This window comes from Kitasatospora sp. NPDC087315, from assembly GCF_044744345.1.
Taxonomy (GTDB): Bacteria; Actinomycetota; Actinomycetes; order Streptomycetales; family Streptomycetaceae; genus Kitasatospora.
The window spans coordinates 1-22,244 of the sequence record NZ_JBIUYD010000004.1; the positions used below are offsets into that span (position 1 = coordinate 1).

The window sequence follows — 22,244 nt, forward strand, 5'->3', positions numbered from 1 at the left end:
TTCCTCGCCGACGGCCGCATCGTCGACGAACTCGTCCACCCCACCGCCGACACCGTCCTGGACCGCATGCGCCGCTTCGACGCCAAGGGCCGCACGAGCTGACACTCCGCCGGCAGCCGCCCGTCCCTACGTGACCCCAGGACACCCCATGTATCGCACCGCACTGCGCAATGTGCTGGCCCACAAGGGCCGACTGCTGATGACGGCACTGGCCGTCATGCTGGGCACCGCCTTCGTGGCCGGCACCATGGTCTTCTCCGACACCTTCGGCAAGGCCATGCGGGACAGCAACTCCAAGAGCTACACCGACGTGTCGGTCCAGATCGTCGACCGGGCCGCGGGCTCCTCCGCCAGCGCCCGGGAGAAGAGCGACAAGAGCTCGGCCACCCTGACCGACGCCACGGTCCAGCAGCTCGCCGCGCTCCCCGGCACCGCCCAGGCCCGCGGCGTGGTCAGCGGCTTCACCGGGGTCGCCGACCGCAGCGGCAATCTGATCGGCAAGGCGTGGAGCGCCAAGGGCGCCAACTTCGCCCCCGGCCAGGACGGCAAGGACCCGCGCTACCCGATGGCCGAGGGCCAGGGCCCGAAGACGGCCAAGGAGATCGCGCTCGACCGCAAGACCGCCGACAAGGGCGGCTACAAGGTCGGCGACACCGTCCGGCTCGCCTCCAACGGCCCGGTGATCGAGGCCCGGCTGACCGGCATCTTCACCACCGACGACCCGGTGGTGAACACCGGCGGCACGCTCACCCTGTTCGACCGCGCCAGCGCCCAGCAGCTGCTGCTGGAGCCGGGCCGCTACAGCAGCATCGTGCTCGCCGCCAAGCCCGGCACCACCGAGGACGCGCTGCTCTCCCAGGTCCAGCCGAAGCTCCCGGCCGGCCAGCAGCTCAACGCCGAGACCGGTCAGCAGCTCAAGGACGACGAGCAGAAGATGATCACCAGCGGCACCGAGAGCATGCGCACCATGCTGCTCGCCTTCGCCGGGATCTCACTCTTCGTCGGCATCTTCATCATCGCCAACACCTTCACCATGCTGGTCGCCCAGCGCACCAAGGAGCTCGCGCTGCTGCGGGCGATCGGTGCCAGCCGCAAGCAGGTCACCCGGTCCGTGCTGATCGAGGCCCTGGCGATCGGCGCCCTGTCCGCCGCGGCCGGTCTGGTGGTCGGTGTCGGCATCGGTGCCGGGCTGCAGTCCCTGGTCGGCGCGATGGACAGCGGGATGCCCAGCGGCCCGCTGGTGATCAAGCCGCTCACCGTGGCCGTCACCCTGGTGGTCGGCATCGTGGTGACGGTGCTCTCCGCCCTGCTGCCCGCCATGCGGGCCTCCCGGATCGCCCCGGTGGCCGCGATGAGCAGCGGTGACCAGCCGAGCAGCCAGAAGAGCCTGGTGGTCCGCAACACGATCGGCTCGATCGGCGCCGCCGGCGGCGCCGCGCTGATCGCCTACGGCGCGTCCACCGGCAACGGCGACGGCCGGATGCCGGTCGCGGTCGGCGCCGTGCTGGCCCTGGTCGGCGTCTTCGTCCTGCTGCCGCTGCTCTCCCGCCCGGTCATCGCCCTGATCGGCCCGGTGCTCGGGAAGCTGGCCGGCATGCCCGGCAAGCTCGCCCGGCAGAACGCGGTGCGCAACCCGCGCCGCACCGCGGCCACCGCCGCCGCGCTCACCATCGGCCTGACCCTGGTCAGCGGTCTGACGGTGATCGGCGCCTCGGTCGGCGACGCGATAGACAAGGCCGTCACCAGCTCCCTGAAGGCCGACTACCTGGTCGGGGCCGCCAACGGCATGAGCCTCTCGGACAAGGTCCCGGCCGAGATCGCCAAGACCCCCGGGGTGGCCGCCTCCTCGCCGTTCACCACCGTCTACTGGGACCTCAACGGCAAGAACCAGGAGATCACCGGGCTGAACCAGGACTCCTTCGACAAGCTCGTCTCGGTCAAGCTGACCAGCGGCTCCACCGCCGGGCTCGGCCAGGGCCAGATCCTGATCGACGAGGACGTCGCCAAGAGCGGCAACCTCACCACCGGCTCGACCGTCAAGATCACCTACCCGGACGAGTCCACCGGCCAGGTCACCGTCGGCGGTGTCTACCAGAAGGGCGGGATGGTCGGCGGGGCCGCACTGGCCAACAGCGAGATCGTCAAGCACGATCCCCAGCCCTACATCAGGAACGTCCTGGTCAAGGGCGCCGACGGCGCCACCGACAAGTTGAAGCAGTCGCTCAAGGACGCCACCGGCGCCAACCCGGTGATCGAGGTCCAGTCCAAGCAGGACGTCCGCGACGAGTTCAGCCAGACCATCACCTTCGCGCTGAACATGATGTACGGCCTGCTGGCGATGTCCGTGATCGTCGCGATCCTCGGGGTGATCAACACGCTGGCCATGTCGGTCTTCGAGCGCAAGCGCGAGATCGGGATGCTGCGGGCGATCGGCCTGGACCGCTCCGGCATCAAGCGGATGGTCCGGCTGGAGTCCGTGGTGATCTCGGTCTTCGGCGCCGGCATCGGTGTCCTGCTCGGCTGCTTCATGGCCTGGGCGATCAACGGCACGCTGAAGTCGAGCCTGCAGGGCCTCACCACGGTGCTCCCCTTCGGCCAGTTGCTGCTCTTCCTGGCACTGGCCGGCGTGGTCGGCCTGGTGGCCGCCTTCTGGCCGGCCCGCCGGGCCTCCAAGCTGGACATCCTGGAGAGCATCAAGACCGACTGACCGCCGGCCGGGGAAGGCCGGAAGCCGGGAAGCCGGGAAGCCGGGAAGCCGGGAACAGGAAAACGGGAAGTCCCCCGCCGGAGGGTTCGGCGGGGGACTTCCCGTACTTCTTGTACTCCGCCCGGTCGCACGGGCCGGCTGAGCACCACGGAGGTCGTGGTCCGGCGGCGTTGCCGGGCGGAGGGCCTCCGACTCATACCCCGACGCTCCCACGCCGGGGTGTCAGTCGCTTACTTGCTGGCGAGTTCCTTGTCCGCGGCCGGCTTGGCCGCCACGGCGGGCTTCGGCGCGGGCGCCGTAGCCTCCTGGAACGCCTCGAACGGCTTCTCCATCTGCGACAGGCCGACGGCCTCGCGCTTCAGGAACACGGCCAGCGTCCAGTCGGTGAAGACGCGGATCTTGCGGTTCATGGTCGGGACCATGGCGCCGTGGTACAGGCGGTGGAACCACCAGGCCGGACGGCCCTTCAGCTTGTACTTGCCGAAGAGGATCGCCACACCCTTGTGCAGGCCGAGACCGGCCACCGCACCGAGGTTCTTGTGCTTGTACTCGGACTGCGGGAAGCCGCGCATCCCGGAGATGACGTTGTCGCCGAGGACGGCGGCCTGACGGACCGCGTGCTGCGCGTTCGGCGGGCACCAGGCGCCCTCGCCGGCGGCGAGGTCCGGCACCTGGGCGTTGTCGCCGGCGGACCAGACGTAGTCGAAGCCCTGGACCTGCAGGGTCGGGGCGGTGTCGACGTGGCCGCGCGGGCCCAGCGGCAGGCCGAAGTTGGCCAGCACCGGGTTCGGCTTCACACCGGCCGTCCACACGATGGTGGAGGCATCGGCCTCGACGCCGTTCTTCAGCACGACGTGCTGGTCGACGCAGGAGTCCATCGAGGTCTCGATGTAGATCTCGATGTTGCGCTCTTCGAGCTTCTCCTTGGTCCACAGACCGAGGTCCGGGCCCATCTCCGGGAGGATGCGGTTGGCCGCCTCCACCAGGATGAAGCGCATGTCGTCACGGCTGACGGTCCGGTAGATCTTGGCGGCGTCGCGCGCCATGTCCTCGATCTCGGCGATCGTCTCGACACCGGCGAAGCCACCGCCGATGACGACGAAGGTCAGCGCCTTGCGGCGGACCGCCTCGTCCGTGGTGGACTCGGCCTTGTCCAGCTGCGCCATGACGTGGTTGCGGAGGCTGATGGCCTCCTCGACCGTCTTCATGCCGATGCCGTGCTCCGCCAGACCCGGGATCGGGAAGGTGCGGGAGACCGAGCCGGTCGCGACGACCAGGTACTCGAAGGGCAGCTCGTACGAGTCGCCGGCCGCCGGCTGGATGGTGGCGACCTTGCGGGCGTGGTCCACACCGGTGACCGCACCGGTGAGCACCTCCGCCTTCTTCAGGGCGCTGCGCAGCGGGGCAACGAGGTTGCGGGGCGCGACGTTGCCGCCGGCCGCCTCGGGGAGGAAGGGCAGGTACGTCATGTACGACCGCGGGTCGACGACCGTGACGGTCGCTTCGCCGTAACGCATCTTCTTGAGGATGCGCATCGCGGCATACAGGCCGACGTAACCACCGCCGACAATGAGGATGCGAGGACGCTCCGTGGTGCTCATATCCGAAAGTATCCAGCACCGTTCGGAGCAGCCTTCGTGAGCCCAGTCACAAGCTTCTGGACACCCTGTGCTACACTTCGCGGCCCATTTCCCGGCTCAGGGGCACAGCCCCACCACCCACCGGAGCCCCGGGAGAGCGCGCGCGTTCGAATGACCCGGCTGAGCAGCAACGATCCGTGCCGCGCCTGGGTTCCCGTGCATGATTTCGATTTTCAAACCCCCAGGGGAGCCTCACCTACGATCCAACGGTCGGCACGCCGGACGGACCTTTGGTCCCATATTTCGGACGGAGTGGGCCAACGACTGCGACGAATGACTGGATCGCCATGTGAAGAAATTCACGAACTTTCCCGCACGGCCCCGGGCGCGCCCCGGCCCCGGAGCCCCGATCGGGGCTCCGGGGCCGGAGAGGTAAGGCCCGCGGAAGGTCAGCGGGCAATACTCCAGGCGATGCCGTCCAGGATGTCGTGCTCGCTGACGACCACCTCGGCGGCGCCCGTCCGCTCCATGATCTCCAGCAGCTCCAGCGCGCCGGCCGCGATCACGTCCACCCGGCCGGGGTGCATCGACGGGATGGCCGCGCGCTGGACGTGGGTGGCGGCCAGCAGCTCGTCGGCGATCCGCGCCACCCGCTCCCTGGTGATCCGCGAGTGGTGGATCACCTCGGAGTCGTACGCGGGCAGGTCCAGGGCGATCGCGGAGACCGTGGTGACCGTCCCGGCCAGGCCCACCAGGGTGGCCGCACCGGTCAGCGGGACGGTCTCCTCGGCCTTGTCCAGCTCGGCCGCGATGTGTGCCCGGGCGGCGGAGATCTGCTCCGGCGTCGGCAGCTCGGCGCCGCCGAAGTGCCGCTCGGTCAGCCGGACGCAGCCGATGTCCACCGAGCGGGCCGCCTGCACGTCCCGCGTGCCCAGCACGAACTCGGTGGAGCCGCCACCGAGGTCGAAGACCAGATAGGGCGCCGGGAACTGACCCCCGGTGAACTCCTTGGTGGCGCCCACGAAGGAGAGGTGCGCCTCTTCGTCGCCGCTGACCACCTCGGGCTCGACACCCAGGATCCCGCGCACGCCGCTGATGTACTCGTCGCTGTTCTCGGCGTCCCGGGAGGCGCTGGTGGCGACGAAGCGGGTCCGGTCCGGGCCGACGCCGAGCCCGGAGATGACCTCCGCGTACTCGCGGCAGGCCGCGAAGGTGCGGGCCAGCGCGTCCGGGTGCAGCCGTCCTGTCCGGTCCACGCCCTGGCCCAGCCGGTTGATGACCATCCGGCGGTCGAGGTCGGTGATCTCCCCGGTCTCCGGGTCCAGGTCGGCGACCAGCAGCCGGATCGAGTTGGTGCCGCAGTCGATCGCGGCGACCCGGGTGACGCTCATGCGCCGGCCTCCCGGTCGTCCTGGCCGGCCTCCTCGGCGGCGCGCTTCTTCGCGGCGCGCTCCTCGGCCTTCCGCTGCTTGGCGGCGATCACGGCCTCGTGGTCGTGCTCCTTGGCGCGGTTGCGCGCGACCCGCCCACCGGCGGCCTCGACCTCGTCGGCGGAGACGCACGGGCCCTTGGCCCACCAGTCCTCCAGCATGCCGATCGCCTCGTCACCGAGCGGGTTGACGCCCGGTCCGGCCGCCAGCGAGTGGCCGACCAGTACGTGCAGGCACTTCACCCGGTCCGGCATGCCGCCGGCGCTCGGGAAGCCCTCCAGCACCTCGATGGCGTCCCGGCGGGCGATGTAGTCCTCGTGCGCCTTCTGGTAGGCGGCGGCCAGCTCCGGGTCCTCGGCGAGCCGGGCGGTCTGCTCCTTCATCACGCCGTCCGCCTCCAGGGTGCCGATCAGCGAGGCGGCCTTGGGGCAGGTCAGGTAGTACAGGGTCGGGAACGGCGTGCCGTCCGCGAGCCGGGGGGCCGTCTCCACGACGTCCGGGTTGCCGCAGGGGCAGCGGTGTGCGACCGCGCGCAGTCCGCGCGGGACCCGGCCGAGCTGCGCGGCGATGGCCGCGACGTCGGAGTCGGAGACGGTGGGGTGGTTCTCAGTGGTCATGGGGGGAGCTGTCTCCAGCGAGGGCGGGGGCGAGTGGAGAGGGCGGGGCCAGGGCGGCGGTGTCGGCTGTGTCGGCGGCGTCGACCGAGTCCCAGACGCTGGCGTACCAGGGCTTGGCCGCCGTCACCGGGCCGTGGGCCGCGCCCTCGGAGGGGGCGGGCGAGCTGACGGAGGATTTGGTGGCGCCCTGGCCGGCCGGGTCCACCGCGATGTACGGGGTCTCCCCCGGCATCGCGTAGTGCAGCCGGGCGCGGGCCTGCGCCTTGACGTACTCCGGGTCCTGCCAGCGGGCCTTCTCCCGGCGCAGCTGCTCGACCTGCTGCCGGGTGTGCTCGGCCTTCGCCCGCTGGGCGGAGATCTCGGAGCGCTGGGAGATGAACTGGCGGGTCGGGTAGGCGAGGATCGCCACCAGCGAGCAGAGCACCAGGACGAGGACGGTCGCCCGGCTCGTGAACCGGGGACGGGCCGCCAAGCCCGGAATCCTCCAGCCTGCCATCTCCCGATTCCCCTCCTGGTCGCGACGGTGCCCCGCCGTCCACCCTACGGGGTGAACGGCGGGGCACCGGTCAGGCGTGCGCTACCGGACGGCCGAGGGACCGGGCCGGAAGGGCTCAGCCCTCGTGCTTGAAGCGCGGGAAGGCGCCGCGGCCGGCGTACTCGGCGGCGTCGTCGAGGATCTCCTCGATGCGCAGCAGCTGGTTGTACTTGGCGACGCGCTCGGAGCGGGCCGGGGCGCCGGTCTTGATCTGGCCGCAGTTGGTGGCGACGGCCAGGTCGGCGATGGTGACGTCCTCGGTCTCACCGGAGCGGTGCGACATCATGCAGCGGTAGCCGTTGCGCTGGGCCAGCTCGACGGCGTCCAGGGTCTCGGTCAGCGAGCCGATCTGGTTCACCTTCACCAGCAGCGCGTTGGCGGTGGCGGTCTCGATGCCCTTGGCCAGGCGGACCGGGTTGGTGACGAACAGGTCGTCGCCGACCAGCTGGACCTTGTCGCCCAGCTTGACGGTCATGGCCTTCCAGCCGTCCCAGTCCGACTCGTCCAGCGGGTCCTCGATGGAGACCAGCGGGTAGGCGGCGACCAGCTCGGCGTAGTACTCGATGAGCTCGTTGGCCGAGAGCGCCTTGCCCTCGAACTGGTAGGCGCCGTCCTCGTGGAACTCGGAGGCGGCGACGTCCAGGGCGAGCGCGATGTCCTTGCCGGGCACGTAGCCGGCCTTCTGGATGGCCTCGACGATGAGGTCCAGGGCCTCGCGGTTGCTGTCCAGGTTCGGCGCGAAGCCGCCCTCGTCACCGAGGCCGGTGGACAGGCCGCGCTCCTTCAGCACGCCCTTGAGGGTGTGGTAGACCTCGACGCCCCAGCGGACGGCCTCGGAGAAGGACTCCGCGCCGATCGGGGCGATCATGAACTCCTGGATGTCGACGTTGGAGTCCGCGTGCGAGCCGCCGTTGAGGATGTTCATCATCGGGACCGGCAGGACGTGCGCGTTCGGGCCGCCCAGGTAGCGGAACAGCGGCAGGTCGCTGGCCTCGGCGGCGGCGTGCGCGACGGCCAGCGAGACGCCCAGGATGGCGTTGGCGCCGAGCGAGGACTTGTCCGGGGTGGCGTCCAGGTCGAGCATGGCCTGGTCGATCAGGCGCTGCTCGGTGGCGTCGTAGCCGACCAGCTCCGGGCCGATCTGCTCGATGACGGCCAGAACGGCCTTCTCCACGCCCTTGCCGAAGTAGCGGTTCTTGTCACCGTCGCGAAGCTCCAGCGCCTCGAAGGCGCCGGTCGAGGCACCCGACGGGACAGCGGCACGGCCGGTGCTGCCGTCGTCGAGGCCGACCTCGACCTCGACCGTGGGGTTCCCACGCGAGTCGAGAATCTCACGGGCTACGACGACATCGATGGACGGCACGAGGCATCTCCTAGCGGAAGCAGGGGTCCGGCTGACGGTGATGATGTCGGCGGGACGATTGCGGAGTCGTTACGACCAGAGCCTAACCGCACGGGCTCTCAGGGCCACGCTGACCTCGGTCCCGTCTCAGCGTGTGGCCTGCCTACCCACCGGTAGTTCACCTGGTTGCCCCATGGACGGGGCCGGAAGCGGGCGAAGGGGGCCGAATCCGGCCCCCTTCGCCCGCTGTCGCCCGGTGCGGGACTCAGCCGAGGGTGAGCACCTGGCCGGGGACGATCAGGTTCGGGTTGCCGCCGACGGTGCCGCGGTTGCCGTCGTACAGCGCCTGCCAGCCGCCGGAGACGCCCTGGGCGGCGGCGATGGTGGACAGCGTGTCGCCGGACTGGACGGTGTAGCCGTGACCGCTCTTCGGCGCGGCGGCCGGGGCGCTCTGGGCGGCCGCCGGGCGGAAGTCCTGGCTCGCGGCCTGGCCGGCGTACTGCTGGTAGACGCTCTGGTGGCTGGTCCAGTACCAGGCACCGTTGTTCTGGTACCAGTACACCTTCGCGTCGGCGTCCCAGCCGGCCTTGCCGGAGAAGCCCGGGGCCTGGGTGTTCTGCTGCGCGGGCTGGGCGGGCTTCGCGGCCGGCTGCGGGGCCTGCTGCTGGACGGGCTTCTGCGCGGGCTTCTGGGCCTGCTGCTGAACCGGCTTCGGCTGGGCCGGCTTCGGCGCGGCGGGCTTGGCGACGGAGGTGTCGACCGCGGCCGGGGCGCCGCCCTTGGTCAGGCCGGCCTTCTGGGAGCAGACCGGCCAGGCGCCCGGCCCCTGCGAGGCGAGGACCTTCTCCGCGACCGAGATCTGCTGGGCCTTGCTGGCCTGGTTGGCCTGCGCGGCGTACGCGTTGCCGCCGTACGCCTTCCAGGTGCTGGAGGTGAACTGCAGGCCGCCGTAGAAGCCGTTGCCCGTGTTGATGCTCCAGTTGCCGCCGCTCTCGCACTGGGCGACCGCGTCCCAGGTGGAGGCGGGCGCGGCCGAGGCACCGGAGGCGGTGAGGAGCGGCATCGCGAGTCCGACGCCGGCCACACCGGCGACGGCGATGGCCTTCTCGGCCTGGGTACGACGACGGTGACGGCCAGTTCCAACGAACAGCATGAAGATGTCCCTCTCCGCACGCCTGCGAGGTGAGCTGTCGGGTTCGGACCGGGAGGTGGCCCGGCCGCGTCACGCGGAACGTCTCGGCCCGCGCGGGCGGCTTCACCCCAAGCCGTGGGGGACGGCAACAAACCTGGTTCCCCCGCCCCTGCCCAAGGGTTCTGGTCGATTTCCCGTGACGCGGCGGGCAGGATTCGGCGTCCCGCGCACGAGGTCCGCAGCAGCGGACTCCAGGGAGGTTAGACAGATCATCACATCAATCACAAGCTCATATCGCCCACATCACACAGAAATTACGGCCCGTGGTCATACGCCTACCAACCGAGGTGCTATGTCCGGTTTAATGGTGATTCAGGCCACGTGGAGCGGGTCGACGGCACCCGACTGACGCGCCGGAAACCTCAGTCGACGGTCTCGGACGACGGCCTCTCCGGGGTGAATTCGACCGGCAGTTCACGAAGTCCACGCATGATCAGACCACCGCGCCACCGCAGATTCTCCGGGCTTTCGGCTAGCCGCAGATCGGGCAGCCGGGAGAGCAGCGTGGCCAGTGCGGCCCGGCCCTCCAACCGGGCCAGCGGGGCGCCGATGCAGTAGTGGATGCCGTGCCCGAAGCCGAGGTGCGGGTTGTCCGTCCGGGCCAGGTCGAGGGTGTTCTCGTCGGAGAACCGCGCCGGGTCCCGGTCCGCCGCCGCGAGCACCACCAGCACCGGGTCACCGACCGGGATGTCCACCCCGCCGATGGCCAGCGGGGTGGTGGCGAACCGCCAGGTGGCCAGCTCCACCGGGCCGTCGTAGCGCAGGAGTTCCTCGATGCCGGTCTCCAGCAGCGCGGTCTCGCCGCGGACGATCGAGTCCTGCAGCAGGGCCCGCTGGCCGGGGTTGCGCAGCAGCGCGTAGGTGCCGTTGCCGATCAGGTTGACGGTCGTCTCGAAGCCGGCGAAGAGCAGGATGAAGGCCATCGCCGCGGCCTCGTTCTCGGTCAGGTGCTCGCCGTGGTCACTGGCCCGGATCAGACCGGAGATCAGGTCGTCGCCGAGGTCGGCCCGCTTGCGGTGGATCAGCTCCAGCAGATACGCCCGCATCTTCCGTACCGCGCGCCCGACGCCACCGCGCTGACCGCCGCCGTGGCGGATCATCATGCCCGCCCAGTCCCGGAAGTCGTCCTGGTCCTCGGACGGCACGCCGAGCAGGTCGCAGATCGCGTAGATGGGCAGCGGGAAGGCGAACTCGTGGATCAGGTCCGCCGAGCCGCGCTCCGCGAAGCCGTCGATCAGCCGGTCGGTGAGCTGCTGCACCCGCGGCTCGAACTCGGCCACCCGGCGCGGCGTGAACGCCTTCGACACCAGCCGGCGCAGCCGGGTGTGGTCCGGCGGGTCGATGTTCAGCAGGTGCGTCATCAGATCGGCCTGCCGCTCCCCCGGAATGCCCACCCGGCCGGTGCGGTGCGCCTGCCCGCTGTGGTGGGCGGGGTTCTTGGAGAGCCTGCCGTCGGCGAGCGCCTGCCGGGCGTCCGCGTACCTGGTCACCAGCCAGGCCTCCACCCCGCTCGGCAGGGTGGTGCGGTGCACCGGCGCGTGCTCGCGCAACCACGCGTACGCGGGGTACGGGTCGGCGGCGAACTCCCAGGTGAAAAGCGGCGGGCGGGCGGAATCGGGCTGAACTGGCATGGGACGACCGTATCCGGTGGGTAAGTCCGGCCCGGCAGGCGTGAGCCTGGTCACCTGAGGGGTAATCCCTGTTGCGGAGGGTCAGGACGTGCCTACGATCCTCCAACGAAAAAATGTGGGCGACGGTGCGGTGCCGTCCACTGGAAGGAGCGCACCATGCGGGTAGCCGGGGCAGTCGTGGTCATCGCCGTACTCGACGGCGGGTCGGGTGCCGACCTCGCCCGCCGCTTCACCTCCGCCGGCGCCTCCGGGGTGCTTGTCGCCGACCTGCGGGTCGGCATCGCCGAGGACCTCGCCGCCGAGCTCGACCGGCCGGGCTGCCCGGTCGTCGGCGTCTGCGGCGACATCCACCGCCCGAGCGACATCGCCGCCCTGGTCGACACCGCCGAGAAGCACCTCGGTCCGATCGACCTGTTCTGTGTGGCCGGTCCGGACGGCGAGCGGATCATCTCGCTCGCCGAGCTGCCCGACCACCTCGACCTGGAACGGCTCGCCGAGCTGCTCGCCCTGGTCGGCGAGGCGATCGGTGAGGTCGTCCCGCCGCAGCGCCGGCCGGTGGAGAGCGTCCAGCCCGTCTGACCCCTGCCCGGACTGCCCGAGCAGCCGGCCGCCCGGGCAGTCCCGGCTACTCGGGCTTCAGCCCCTCGGCCGCGCGCACCGCGTCCCGGTAGCCGCGCGCCGCCGCCCGCAGCGCGGCGTCCACGTCCACCCCCGCGTCGTGCGCCCGCTGCGCCACCGCGAGCAGCAGCCTGCCCGCCGACTCCGCCGTGAGCTCGGCGGGCAGCTCGTACGGCTCGTCCGGCACGCCCGTGAAGCCCGCCCGGCGCGCCCGCGACACCAGCTTCGCCGCGTACGCCAGCGCGGGCAGCCCGGCCGGCACGCCGTCCAGCACCGACTCGCGCTCGGACTTCTCGGCGGCCTTCAGCTGCTCCCAGTTCGCCTCCACCTCGGCGGCGCCCTCGGCCTCGACGTCCCCGAACACATGCGGGTGGCGGTACATCAGCTTCTCGACGATGTCCCCGGCCACGTCGTCCACCGAGAACGGGTCGGTGGGGTGCTCCTCGGCGATCCGGGAGTGGAAGAAGACCTGGAGCAGGACGTCCCCCAGCTCCTCGCGCAGGGTGTCGCGGTCCCCCTCCTCGATCGCCTCGACCAGCTCGTACGCCTCCTCCACCAGGTACTTCACCAGACTGGCGTGGGTCTGCTCGGCGTCCCAGGGGCAGCCGCCGGGCGAGCGGAGACGGTCCATCACGGAGACCAGGTCGAGCAGCCGGGCGCCCGGCAGGTCGTACGAGCCGGGCAGCACCTCGATCTCCGGCACCTCGCCCGCGTGCTCGACCGCGAGACGCGCCAGCGCGTCGGTCAGGCCAGGGTCGCCGTCCGGGCCGCCCAGCCAGACCGTCGGGCCCGCGCCGGGCGCCGGCTCGGTCAGCAGCCGGGCGAGGGCCGGCGCCGAGCCGGCCGGCACGAGGTCCACCTCGACCCCGGCCTGGCGCACCGCGGCCAGCTGGGGGTGGTCGGCGTCGGCCGCCAGCACGCGCCCGGCCGTGCGCAGCGCCTCCCAGGCGGGCCAGGCCAGCAGGCCGGGGGCCACCCGGTGGGTGGTGGTGAGCAGGATCAGCTTCGCGGGCGGAGGATTCGTCACCCTCCGAACCTACCCGGCCCCGGTGGCCCGCCGCGTCCCGGTTTCGGGCGGCGGTCCGGCGAGGCGGCGGGGCGGGGCGGGCCCTACCGGGCCAGCCAGGGCGGGGCGTCGGGGAGCAGCACCGCCCGCTCCGCGTCCCAACCGCCGTAGCGGGGGTTGACCCGCAGGTGGAGCGTGGTGGCGGCATCGGCCAGCGCCCGGCGGACGGTGGCGTCGCCCGCCGGGGTACCGGCGTCCTGCCCGGCCGCGGCGGCGAGGCCGCGGATACCCAGCTGCCGCCGGTAGTAGGCGTCGGCCCCGGCCTCCGGGACGCCGCGCGCGGCCAGCACCCGGGCCAGCGGACCGGCACCGCCGTACCGGCCCTCCTCCGCAGCCCGGACCGCCGCGACCTCGGCGCCGCCGACGGCCAGGCCGCGGTCGGCCACCGCCCGGGCGACCACCGCGTCGAGCACCAGGTCCGCGACGGCCCGCCGCACCAGCCCGTCCGGCTGCTGCCGGACGTCCGTCGACGCACCGCCGGACGCGGCCCGCAGCTGCGTCACCCGGGCCTCCACCGCGCCGACCGGGATCCGCCGGCCGTCCAGGACCACCGCCGTACCCGCCGTCAGGCCGTCGCTCCCGCAGGCGGCCAGCGCCGAGACGGCGAGCAGGACACCCGCGGCGGCGGTCCGACGGTGCATGGCTGGTCTCCGGGGGTGGCGGCGGGCCCGGCCGGGCGTTTCCCCGAGGGTAGGGCGGCCGTGCGCCCGACGCGCGGACCGTGGCCCGAACGGCTCAGCGGAGCGGGAGCCCGGCTGTCAACCCTGACGATCGTCCAGGGTCCCGTCTGACTTTCGGGCCGGGCCTCCGGCGTCGGCCGCTCCTACCGTCGGTGAGCATGAGGAGAACGGTCAGGACGTACACGACCACGACGGGTGCGACGGGCGCGACGGGCGCGAGAGTGGCGTCGGCGGTGGCCCTGCTGGGGGCGGGCGCCGGCGTGGTCGGGTGGCTCGCCCCGGCGGGCGGCGGCGAGGAGGCACCGACCCGGGTGGTCGGCGGCCCGTCCGCCACGGGCTACCGGCGGGTGGTCGAGGCGGTCGCCGACGCACCGCACTGGCTGGGCTCGCTGATGGAGCCCGCCACCGAGGCCGGGCTGCTGGTGCTCGGTCTGCTGCTGGCGCTCCGCTGGTGGACGGCGCGCGGTCGGCGCGCCGCCGGACCGGTCGCGGGGGTCGTGCTCACCGGCCTCGGCACGGTGCTCGCGTACGGCACCAGCGAGGTGCTGAAGCTGATCGTCGACGAGGAGCGGCCCTGCCGTGCGCTGCCCGGGGTGCCGGCCGTCGCCGAGTGCCCGCCGCCGGGCGACTGGTCCTTCCCCAGTAACCACGCGACCCTGGCCGTCGCCCTGGCCACCGGCCTGGTGCTGCTGCGGCCGCGCTGGGCCCTGCTCGTCATACCCGTCAGCGGCGCCACGGCCGCGCTGCGGGTGGCGGCCGGGGTGCACTACCCGCACGACGTGGCCGCCGGGGCCGCCCTGGGCGCCACCGTCACGGCGGCGGTGGTCGTCGCGCTGCTCCCGCTCGCCACCGGGGCGGTGTCCGCGCTGGACGGCGTGCCGTTGCTGGGGCCGCTGCTGCTGGCGCCGTCAGTCGCGCGGGCCACCCGCGCACGAACCGCCGACGGTCAGGCCGGCCTCGTGCGCGAGGACGGCGGCGGCCGCGCGGTTGGCCACGCCGAGCCGGGCCAGGATGGAGCTCACATGGGCCTTCACGGTGCCTTCCACCACGCCGATCCGGCGGGCGATCTGACCGTTGGACAGCCCGGCGGCGATCAGCGTCAGCACGTCGCGTTCCCGGACGGTCAGCCCGGCCACCTGGTCCCGGGCGGCGGTCCGGCGGTCGGCGGGCCCGCCCGCACCGCCCGCGGCGAGATGGGCGACCACCCGCGCGGCCACCTGGGGTGAGAGGTAGGCGGCGCCGTCCGCCACCGCCCGGACACCGGCGATCAGTTCCTCCGGCTCGCCGGACTTGATCAGGAAGCCGTTGGCGCCGCCGCCGAGGGCCCGCAGGATGTAGTCGTCCTCGCCGAAGGTCGTCAGGATGACGATCCCGGTGGCGGCGCCGGTCCGGCGGATCTCGGCGGCGGCGGTGAGACCGTCCGCTCCGGGCATCCGGATGTCCAGCACCACGACGTCCGGCCGGTGCCGCCGGACCAGTTCGACGGCGTCCCGGCCGTCCCCGGTCTCGGCGACGATCTCGATGCCCGGGTCGGTGCTGAGCACCGCGCGCACTCCGGCCCGGACCATCGGCTCGTCATCGGCGATCACCACACGAATCGTCACCGCCCGCCTCCCGCGTTCACCGGAGCAGAGCATCGAGCGAGACCAGCACCTGCCCCTGGAAGCAGAGCCGGTACGCGTCGCCCGACCAGTCGACCAACAGATCCGCGGACATCGCGTAGTACTCGCATTCGACTCCCTCTCCCGACGGGGCCGGCGGCACCGCCGCCATGGCGGGCGGCCGGTAGGTGAGCTGACGCTCCGGCAGGACGCCTCGCACGGAGGCCCGGTCCTGACCGACCCGGAGCGACGCGTAGCCGGCCGGGTCCAGCACCGCCTGGCTGGTGACGTGGAAGGCCCATCCTCGCACGGCGAGCACCAGCACCAGGCCGGTCGCCAGCGGCACCAGAACCGCCGCCGCCAGCCCCCGGACCACCCGCCGCCGGGCGCGCCGGAGCTCCCCCGCCGTCTCCGCCGTCCGGGTCTCCGCCACCCGTACGGAGGACGCGGGACCAGGGGCGGAGCCAGGGCTGAGGGTGGAGCCAGGACCGGGGGCGGGGGCGGTGTTCGCGGGGCGGACCCGCGGCAGGCTCGCCACCACCTCGAAGCCGCCGTCGGGCCCCGGGCCGTGGGTGAAGACCCCGCCGGCCAGCCGGACCCGCTCGGCGAGTCCGATCAGCCCGCGTCCACCGGTCGCCGGCGCCGGCGCGGCCGGGGACGGCCCGTTGGCCACCCCGACCCGGGCCCCCTGCGCCGAGTACGCCACCTCGACGGTGACCAGCGCCCGCGGTGCGTGCTTGGCCGCGTTGGTCAGCGCCTCCTGCACCACCCGGTAGGCGGCGTGCTCGGCCGCCCTCGGCAGCCCGTCCGGCTCGCCCGTGACGGCCAGCCGGACGTCCAGGCCGGCAGCCGCGGCCTCGACGACCAGTTGCGCGATGGACGCGTCGGCCGGACCACGGGGAGCTCCCCCGGCGTCGTCCCGCAGGACGCCGATGACCTCGCCGAGCCGTTCCACCGCGACCGCGGCGCCCGCCCGGATCTCCTGGGCGGCCTCCCGGTGCGGCGGTGCCAGGCCGGGTGCGAGCTTGAGTGCCCCCGCCCGCAGGGCGATCAGGCTGAGATCGTGGCCGAGCGCGTCGTGCATGTCCTGGGCGATCCGGGCACGTTCCCGCAGCCGGGCCTGCTCCGCCACCAGCCACTGCTCGCGCTCCAGCCGCTCGGCCCGCTCCCACCCGGCCCGCACCAGCTCCTGCGACTGGCGCCAGAACCGCCCCAGCAGCCACGGCCCCATCGCGACGCACACCGAGAGCAGGACGAACCTCGTCCCGAGCACGAACCACCGCGGCACCACCGCCACCGCCACCAGCCCGACGGCGACCAGCCCGGCGAACACCGCGACGGCCGACCGGGCCCGCGCCGTCCGCCGCCCCGCCAGGAACGCGGCCGCCGTCGCGGGCAGCGCCCACCAGAGACTGAACACACTCCACCCGGTCGCCGCCGCCGCCACCGCCAGCAGCCCGCCGTCCAGCCACCCGTCCCACCGCTGTCCACCTGTTCGCACGGAGACGACAGTACGGAAGGGCGGCGCGGGGCGGATCTGTCGAAAGTCATGCCCGCGGGTGCGGGAGACCGGGGGGCCCGCCGGCAAGTCCCGGTCACTGGAGGAGGGTGCGCACGCGTGCCCCACCCGCGCAACACGCAACGGCGGCCCCGGGCAGTTCGCCCGGGACCGCCGCCCCCCCCCGGGGGCAGACCCCCGGCGCCCGCTACTTCTTCGCCCCCGCCAGGTCGTCGAACATCGCCGACAGGAACTCACCGCACCAGCCCAGCAGTTCACGCCCGACCAGCGGCTTGCCGCCGATCCGGCCGGTCGTCGGCCGGGGCACCAGCAACTGCCGGGCGGCGGCCTTGACCTGGCTGCGCGGGTAGAGCCGGTTCAACCGCAGCTGCTGCGACTCGCGCAGCTCCACCGGCCCGAACCGGACGTTGGAACCCTGCAGGGTGATGTCCGAGATGCCGCACCGGCGGGCGTACAGCCGCAGCGCCGCCACCATCAGCAGGTTCTCCACCGCCTCGGGCAGCTTCCCGTAGCGGTCCACGAGTTCGTCGCGGACCTGGGTGATGTCCGCCTCCGAGTTGACCGCCGCGATCGAGCGGTACGCCTGGAGCCGCAACCGCTCGCCCGGCGCGTAGTCGTGCGGCACATGGGCGTCCACCGGCAGCTCGATCTTGACCTCCAGCGGCTCCTCCTCCGGCTCGCCGCCGCCCGCCAGCGACTCGCGGAACTCGGCCACCGCCTCGCCGACCATCCGCATGTAGAGGTCGAAGCCGACCCCCGCGATGTGCCCGGACTGCTCCCCGCCGAGCAGGTTGCCGGCGCCGCGGATCTCCAGGTCCTTCATCGCCACGTACATACCGGCGCCCATCTCGGTGTGCTGGGCGATGGTGGCGAGGCGCTCGTGCGCGGTCTCGGTCAGCGGCTTCTCCGGCGGGTACAGCATGTACGCGTACCCGCGCTCGCGGCCTCGGCCGACCCGGCCGCGCAGCTGGTGCAGCTGCGAGAGCCCGAAGGTGTCGCCGCGCTCCACGATCAGGGTGTTGGCGTTGGAGATGTCGATGCCCGACTCCACGATCGTGGTGGAGACCAGGACGTCGAACTCCTTCTCCCAGAAGTCGACGACGACCTTCTCCAGCTGGGTCTCCCCCATCTGCCCGTGCGCGGTGGCGATCCGCGCCTCGGGGACGAGGTCCTTCAGCCGGGCGGCCGCCTTGTCGATCGACTCCACCCGGTTGTGGATGTAGAACACCTGGCCCTCGCGCAGGAGTTCACGCCGGATCGCGGCCGAGATCTGCTTCTCGTCGTACGGGCCGACGAAGGTCAGCACCGGGTGCCGCTCCTCCGGCGGGGTGGTGATGGTGGACATCTCGCGGATCCCGGTGACGGCCATCTCCAGGGTGCGCGGGATCGGGGTGGCCGACATGGTCAGCACGTCGACGTTGGCGCGCAGCTTCTTCAGCTGCTCCTTGTGCTCGACGCCGAACCGCTGCTCCTCGTCCACGATGACCAGGCCGAGGTCCTTGAAGCGGGTCTCCGAGGAGAACAGCCGGTGGGTGCCGATGACGACGTCCACCGAGCCCTCGAACAGGCCCTCCAGGACGGCCTTCGCCTCGCCGTCGGTCTGGAACCGGGAGAGCGCCTTCACCGTCACCGGGAAGTTCGCGTAGCGCTCGGCGAAGGTGGAGAAGTGCTGCTGCACCAGCAGCGTGGTCGGCACCAGCACCGCCACCTGCTTGCCGTCCTGCACCGCCTTGAACGCCGCCCGCACCGCGATCTCGGTCTTGCCGTAGCCGACGTCGCCGCAGATCAGCCGGTCCATCGGGACGGACTTCTCCATGTCCGCCTTGACCTCGGCGATGGTGGTCAGCTGGTCGGGCGTCTCCGCGTACGGGAAGGCGTCCTCCAGCTCGCGCTGCCACGGGGTGTCCTGGCCGAAGGTGTGGCCGGGGGCGGCCATCCGGGCCGAGTACAGCTTGATCAGGTCGGCGGCGATCTCCTTGACCGCCTTCTTGGCCCGCTGCTTGGTCTTGGCCCAGTCCGCGCCGCCGAGCCGGTGCAGGGTCGGGGCCTCGCCGCCGACGTACTTGGTGACCTGGTCCAGCTGGTCGGTCGGCACGAAGAGCCGGTCGCCGGGGTGGCCGCGCTTGGCCGGCGCGTACTCCAGCACCAGGTACTCGCGGGTCGCGCCCTGCACGGTGCGCTGCACCATCTCGACGTAGCGGCCGACGCCGTGCGCCTCGTGGACGACGTAGTCCCCGGCGGCCAGCGCCAGCGGGTCGATCGCGTTGCGGCGCCGGGACGGCATCCGGCGCATGTCCTTGGTGGAGGACTTCTGGCCGGACAGGTCGGTCTCGGTGATCACGGTCAGCTTGAGCGCCTCGTCGACGAAGCCGTGCTCGATCGAGCCGCAGGAGACATGGACGACGTCCCGGGTGGGCGCCTCGGCGAGGTCGGCGACCAGCCGGGCCGGGATCCCCTCGTTGCCGAGCACCTCGGCGAGCCGGGAGGCCGGGCCGTGCCCCTCCGTGACCATGACGACCCGCCAGTCGGCGGCCAGCCGTTCCTTGGCGTCGGCGATCGCCCGGGCGGTGTCACCCCGGTACGCCTCGACCGCGTGCATGCCGAGGGTCAGCGTGTTGGCGTCGAACTCCAGGACGGAGTCCACCGAGGACTCGCTGGTGGCGAACGGGCTGACCGACCACCAGGGCAGGCCGATCTCCTCGGCGTGCTCGCGCACCTCGGCCAGCGAACGGAGCGAGGCGGCGGAGACGTCGATCGCCTCCAGGTCGATCGGCCGGTCCCCGCCGGCCGCGGCCGCCACCCACGAGGCGTGCAGGAACTCCTGGCTGGTCGCCACCAGGTCGGCCGCCCGGGTGCGGACCCGCTCGGGGTCGCAGACCACGGCGACCGAGCCGAGCGGGAGCACGTCCATCAGCAGTTCCATGTCGTCCACCAGGACGGGTGCCAGCGACTCCATGCCCTCGACCGCGATGCCCTCGGCGATCCTGTCCAGGATCTCGGCCAGCCCGGGGTGCTCGACGGCCAGCGCGGCGGCGCGCGTCCGGACCTCGTCCGTCAGCAGCAGCTCACGACAGGGCGGCGCCCAGAGGCCGAAGTCGGCGATCTCCAGCGAGCGCTGGTCGGCGACCTTGAAGTAGCGGATCTCCTCGACGTCGTCGCCCCAGAACTCCACCCGCAGCGGGTGCTCCTCGGTCGGCGGGAAGACGTCCAGGATGCCGCCGCGCACCGCGAACTCGCCGCGCTTCTCGACCAGTTCGACCCGGGCGTAGGCGGCGGCCGACAGCCGCCGGGCCACCTCCTCCAGGTCGTGCGACTCACCTCGCCGGACCGCCACCGGCTCCAGCTCGGCCAGCCCCTTCACCTGCGGCTGAAGCACCGAGCGGACGGGGGCCACGACGACCTGCACCGGGCCTGCCGCCGGGTCGTCCGCGCGCGGGTGCACGATCCGGCGCAGCACGGCCAGCCGGCGGCCGACGGTGTCCGAGCGCGGCGAGAGCCGTTCGTGCGGCAGCGTCTCCCAGGCCGGGAACTCGGCCACCGCGTCGGGTGGCAGCAGCGAGCGGAGCGAGGCGGCGAGGTCCTCGGCCTCCCGGCCGGTGGCCGTGACGGCCAGCACCGGCCGGCCGCGCTCCCCCGCCGCCTGCGCGGCGAGCGCGCGGGCCAGCGCCGCGACGGCGAACGGTCTGGCGGCGGGCGGGCCGACCAGGTCCAGGTGGCGGCGGCCGCCGGCGGCGGCACCGCTGGCGGTCGCGGCCTCGATCGCCTCGGCGAGGGCCGCGTCCCGCGCGACGACATCGAGCAGTCCGGTCAGGCTCATCTGGAGTCTCTTCTTCGTCCCGTGGCTGGTGCTGCCCCCGGGCGACGAAGGCCCGCCGGGGCAACGCGAACGGCCCGGCACGCCGTGCGGCCGGGGGTCTCCAGCCTACGCCGCGGCGCAGACGCGCACGCGGCGCACGGCCACGGCACGGCCGGGGCGCGGCCGGGGCGCGGACGAACCACCGGCCACCGGACCGCGCACACGGCTTCGCGATCTGCCACGAACTGGACATACTCCTGTCACTGGCCGTCCATGGAGATCGCGCACCATGGTGAATGTGCCCGCCGCACCCAACCGTGGGGGATGGCTGTGGCGGCACAGTCGCACACCCGATGGGGGTCGGGGGTGCGAGGCCGGGCGACCCTGGGTGGGGGCGCCCGCCCAAGCGCCGGGAACCGTGGCGTCCTTTCCTGGAGGACGCCACGGGTCTCGGCCTCGTCCGCTCCACGCCGCCGCGCCCGGACCGCCCGCCCGTTTGCCCGAACGCGCACGCCGCCCCGCCACCGCTCCCTACCCTGTTGTGAAGGCCGTGTGGGGACGCTCCGGAGGGGTCTGGGGGCGTCGCGATGGAGGGGGTTCTTCGTCATGCGCGTTGTCATCGCAGGCCAGGGCTATGTGGGGCTGCCGCTGGCGGTCCGCGCGGCCGAAGTGGGGCACCGGGTGGTCGGCTACGACGTGGACGAGCGCCGGATCAAACGGCTGGCGGTCGGCGAGTCGTACGTCGAGGACATCCCCTCCGAGCGGCTGCGCCCGCTGCTGGAGAGCGGCGGCTATCTGCCGTCCGCCGACCCGGCCGACGTGGCGGGCTTCGACATCGCGGTGATCACCGTACCGACGCCGCTGCGCGACGGGGTGCCCGACCTGTCCTGCATCGAGTCCTCGGCCCGGCTGCTCGCCCAGCACCTGCGGCCGGGGGCGACGGTGGTCCTGGAGTCCACCACCTACCCGGGCACCACCGAGGAACTGCTCGCGCCGCTGCTGGAGGAGGGCTCGGGCCTGACCGCCGGCCGGGACTTCCACCTCGGCTACAGCCCCGAGCGGATCGACCCGGGCAACCCGACCTGGCGGCTGGAGAACATCCCGAAGGTGGTCTCCGGTGTGGACCCGGCGGCCCTGACGGCCGTCGAGGGCTTCTACGGACAGCTGGTCGAGCGGACGGTACCGGTCTCCTCCTGCAAGGAGGCCGAGCTGACCAAGCTGTTGGAGAACACCTTCCGCCATGTGAACATCGCGCTGGTCAACGAACTGGCGATGTTCGCGCACGACCTCGGGATCGACGTCTGGGAGGCGATCGACGCCGCCTCGACCAAGCCGTTCGGCTATCTGCGTTTCACCCCGGGGCCGGGCGTCGGCGGGCACTGCCTGCCGATCGACCCCTGCTATCTGTCCTGGCGGGTGGAGCGGGCACTCGGCCAGTCGTTCCGCTTCGTCGAGCTGGCCAACGACGTCAACAGCCACATGCCCGACTACGTGGTGCGGCGGCTCGCCGAGGCGCTGAACGAGCGGCGGCGCTCGGTGAAGGGGTCGCGGGTGCTGCTGCTCGGGCTCGCCTACAAGAAGAACACCGGGGACGCCCGGGAGACGCCGGCCGCCCGGGTCGCCGAACTGCTGACCAGGATGGGCGCCGAGGTCCGGGCCGCCGACCCGCACGTGGTGGTCGGGGTGCACGTCCCGGAGCCGGTGATCCCCGGCCAGCGGGCCGCCGAGCAGGATCCGCACGGCGATCCGTTCGCCGCCGTCCGCCGGGTGGAGGCGACACCGGAGGAGCTGGCGGCGGCGGACGCGGTGGTGCTGCTCGCCGACCACGACGAGTTCGACTACGAGGCCGTCACCACGCACGCCCGGTACGTGCTGGACTGCCGCCGCCGGCTGTCGGGCGCCGCGGTCGAGGTGCTGTGACCGGGCCGGG

At 72.7% G+C, this 22,244-nt stretch carries 14 protein-coding genes, 3 pseudogenes and 1 riboswitch; of the genes and pseudogenes, 5 read left to right on the top strand and 12 right to left on the bottom strand.

Annotation, left to right across the window (positions count from 1 at the left end; translation table 11 throughout):
• Together ACIO5D_RS06985 and ACIO5D_RS06990 are read left to right on the top strand one after the other, a co-directional pair.
• Positions 1 to 102, top strand: a pseudogene (locus ACIO5D_RS06985) (ABC transporter ATP-binding protein); the annotation flags it as partial.
• A gap of 46 nt (positions 103 to 148) precedes the next feature.
• Positions 149 to 2,707, top strand: coding sequence for an ABC transporter permease (locus ACIO5D_RS06990; RefSeq protein WP_400794169.1), 2,559 nt, complete (start codon positions 149 to 151; stop codon positions 2,705 to 2,707).
• Positions 2,708 to 2,937: 230 nt separating this feature from the next.
• Here the strand turns inward: ACIO5D_RS06990 and ACIO5D_RS06995 are convergent, their stop codons facing one another.
• The 7 genes and pseudogenes from ACIO5D_RS06995 to ACIO5D_RS07025 form a co-directional block, all read right to left on the bottom strand.
• Entirely contained in the window at positions 2,938 to 4,308 is a 1,371-nt protein-coding gene (locus ACIO5D_RS06995; protein ID WP_363607012.1) for an NAD(P)/FAD-dependent oxidoreductase, read from the bottom strand.
• 428 nt (positions 4,309 to 4,736) lie between these two features.
• Complete coding sequence (locus tag ACIO5D_RS07000; RefSeq protein WP_400794171.1) at positions 4,737 to 5,678, bottom strand: exopolyphosphatase; 942 nt, start codon at positions 5,676 to 5,678, stop codon at positions 4,737 to 4,739.
• Positions 5,679 to 5,839: 161 nt separating this feature from the next.
• A pseudogene (locus tag ACIO5D_RS07005) lies at positions 5,840 to 6,352 on the bottom strand (DUF501 domain-containing protein); the annotation flags it as partial.
• Positions 6,324 to 6,806 carry a septum formation initiator family protein gene (locus ACIO5D_RS07010; protein ID WP_400794173.1) on the bottom strand — a complete coding sequence of 161 codons (483 nt, stop codon included), beginning with the start codon at positions 6,804 to 6,806 and terminating at the stop codon, positions 6,324 to 6,326. The gene ACIO5D_RS07010 and the pseudogene ACIO5D_RS07005, both read right to left, overlap by 29 nt.
• A gap of 139 nt (positions 6,807 to 6,945) precedes the next feature.
• On the bottom strand, positions 6,946 to 8,232 hold the full coding sequence (gene eno, locus ACIO5D_RS07015) for a phosphopyruvate hydratase (protein ID WP_363607009.1): 1,287 nt from the start codon (positions 8,230 to 8,232) through the stop codon (positions 6,946 to 6,948).
• Positions 8,233 to 8,476: 244 nt separating this feature from the next.
• Positions 8,477 to 9,364 carry a transglycosylase family protein gene (locus ACIO5D_RS07020; RefSeq protein ID WP_400794175.1) on the bottom strand — a complete coding sequence of 296 codons (888 nt, stop codon included), beginning with the start codon at positions 9,362 to 9,364 and terminating at the stop codon, positions 8,477 to 8,479.
• A 5-nt stretch (positions 9,365 to 9,369) separates the two neighbouring features.
• Positions 9,370 to 9,541: riboswitch (cyclic di-AMP (ydaO/yuaA leader) on the bottom strand.
• A gap of 224 nt (positions 9,542 to 9,765) precedes the next feature.
• A complete protein-coding gene (locus tag ACIO5D_RS07025) occupies positions 9,766 to 11,034 on the bottom strand; it encodes a cytochrome P450 (RefSeq protein ID WP_400794177.1) in 1,269 nt (422 codons plus the stop codon).
• Positions 11,035 to 11,190: 156 nt separating this feature from the next.
• Between ACIO5D_RS07025 and ACIO5D_RS07030 the strand changes: the two genes are divergently transcribed.
• Positions 11,191 to 11,613 carry an SDR family NAD(P)-dependent oxidoreductase gene (locus ACIO5D_RS07030; protein WP_363607005.1) on the top strand — a complete coding sequence of 141 codons (423 nt, stop codon included), beginning with the start codon at positions 11,191 to 11,193 and terminating at the stop codon, positions 11,611 to 11,613.
• 46 nt (positions 11,614 to 11,659) lie between these two features.
• Here ACIO5D_RS07030 and ACIO5D_RS07035 read toward each other — a convergent pair whose 3' ends face one another.
• Both ACIO5D_RS07035 and ACIO5D_RS07040 read right to left on the bottom strand, forming a co-directional pair.
• Positions 11,660 to 12,679, bottom strand: coding sequence for a MazG family protein (locus tag ACIO5D_RS07035; protein ID WP_363607004.1), 1,020 nt, complete (start codon positions 12,677 to 12,679; stop codon positions 11,660 to 11,662).
• 83 nt (positions 12,680 to 12,762) lie between these two features.
• Entirely contained in the window at positions 12,763 to 13,359 is a 597-nt protein-coding gene (locus ACIO5D_RS07040; protein WP_400794179.1) for a hypothetical protein, read from the bottom strand.
• 431 nt (positions 13,360 to 13,790) lie between these two features.
• Here ACIO5D_RS07040 and ACIO5D_RS07045 point away from each other — a divergent pair.
• Positions 13,791 to 14,168 (top strand): annotated as a pseudogene (locus tag ACIO5D_RS07045) (phosphatase PAP2 family protein); the annotation flags it as partial.
• A 138-nt stretch (positions 14,169 to 14,306) separates the two neighbouring features.
• On the opposite strand, the gene ACIO5D_RS07050 reads toward ACIO5D_RS07045, so the two are convergent.
• The 3 genes from ACIO5D_RS07050 to mfd form a co-directional block, all read right to left on the bottom strand.
• The gene (locus tag ACIO5D_RS07050) at positions 14,307 to 15,035 is read right to left on the bottom strand and encodes a response regulator (protein ID WP_400656966.1); all 729 of its coding nucleotides are present in this window, start codon (positions 15,033 to 15,035) and stop codon (positions 14,307 to 14,309) included.
• Positions 15,019 to 16,500, bottom strand: a complete 1,482-nt coding sequence (locus ACIO5D_RS07055; protein ID WP_400794181.1) for a sensor histidine kinase — start codon at positions 16,498 to 16,500, stop codon at positions 15,019 to 15,021. The genes ACIO5D_RS07050 and ACIO5D_RS07055 overlap by 17 nt, the downstream gene beginning before the upstream one ends.
• A 205-nt stretch (positions 16,501 to 16,705) precedes the next feature.
• Entirely contained in the window at positions 16,706 to 20,335 is a 3,630-nt protein-coding gene (gene mfd, locus ACIO5D_RS07060; protein ID WP_363606999.1) for a transcription-repair coupling factor, read from the bottom strand.
• Positions 20,336 to 20,920: 585 nt separating this feature from the next.
• Between mfd and ACIO5D_RS07065 the strand changes: the two genes are divergently transcribed.
• Positions 20,921 to 22,234, top strand: coding sequence for a nucleotide sugar dehydrogenase (locus ACIO5D_RS07065; RefSeq protein ID WP_400794183.1), 1,314 nt, complete (start codon positions 20,921 to 20,923; stop codon positions 22,232 to 22,234).
• Positions 22,235 to 22,244 lie beyond the last annotated feature (10 nt).

Bases quoted from the DNA above. Each gene is read 5' to 3' on its own strand.
- ACIO5D_RS06990 (WP_400794169.1), top strand. From the start codon at position 149: ATGTATCGCACCGCACTGCGCAATGTGCTGGCCCACAAGGGCCGACTG.
- ACIO5D_RS06995 (WP_363607012.1), bottom strand. From the start codon at position 4,308: ATGAGCACCACGGAGCGTCCTCGCATCCTCATTGTCGGCGGTGGTTAC.
- ACIO5D_RS07000 (WP_400794171.1), bottom strand. From the start codon at position 5,678: ATGAGCGTCACCCGGGTCGCCGCGATCGACTGCGGCACCAACTCGATC.
- ACIO5D_RS07020 (WP_400794175.1), bottom strand. From the start codon at position 9,364: ATGCTGTTCGTTGGAACTGGCCGTCACCGTCGTCGTACCCAGGCCGAG.
- ACIO5D_RS07025 (WP_400794177.1), bottom strand. From the start codon at position 11,034: ATGCCAGTTCAGCCCGATTCCGCCCGCCCGCCGCTTTTCACCTGGGAG.
- ACIO5D_RS07030 (WP_363607005.1), top strand. From the start codon at position 11,191: ATGCGGGTAGCCGGGGCAGTCGTGGTCATCGCCGTACTCGACGGCGGG.
- ACIO5D_RS07040 (WP_400794179.1), bottom strand. From the start codon at position 13,359: ATGCACCGTCGGACCGCCGCCGCGGGTGTCCTGCTCGCCGTCTCGGCG.
- ACIO5D_RS07050 (WP_400656966.1), bottom strand. From the start codon at position 15,035: ATGCTCTGCTCCGGTGAACGCGGGAGGCGGGCGGTGACGATTCGTGTG.
- mfd (WP_363606999.1), bottom strand. From the start codon at position 20,335: ATGAGCCTGACCGGACTGCTCGATGTCGTCGCGCGGGACGCGGCCCTC.
- ACIO5D_RS07065 (WP_400794183.1), top strand. From the start codon at position 20,921: ATGCGCGTTGTCATCGCAGGCCAGGGCTATGTGGGGCTGCCGCTGGCG.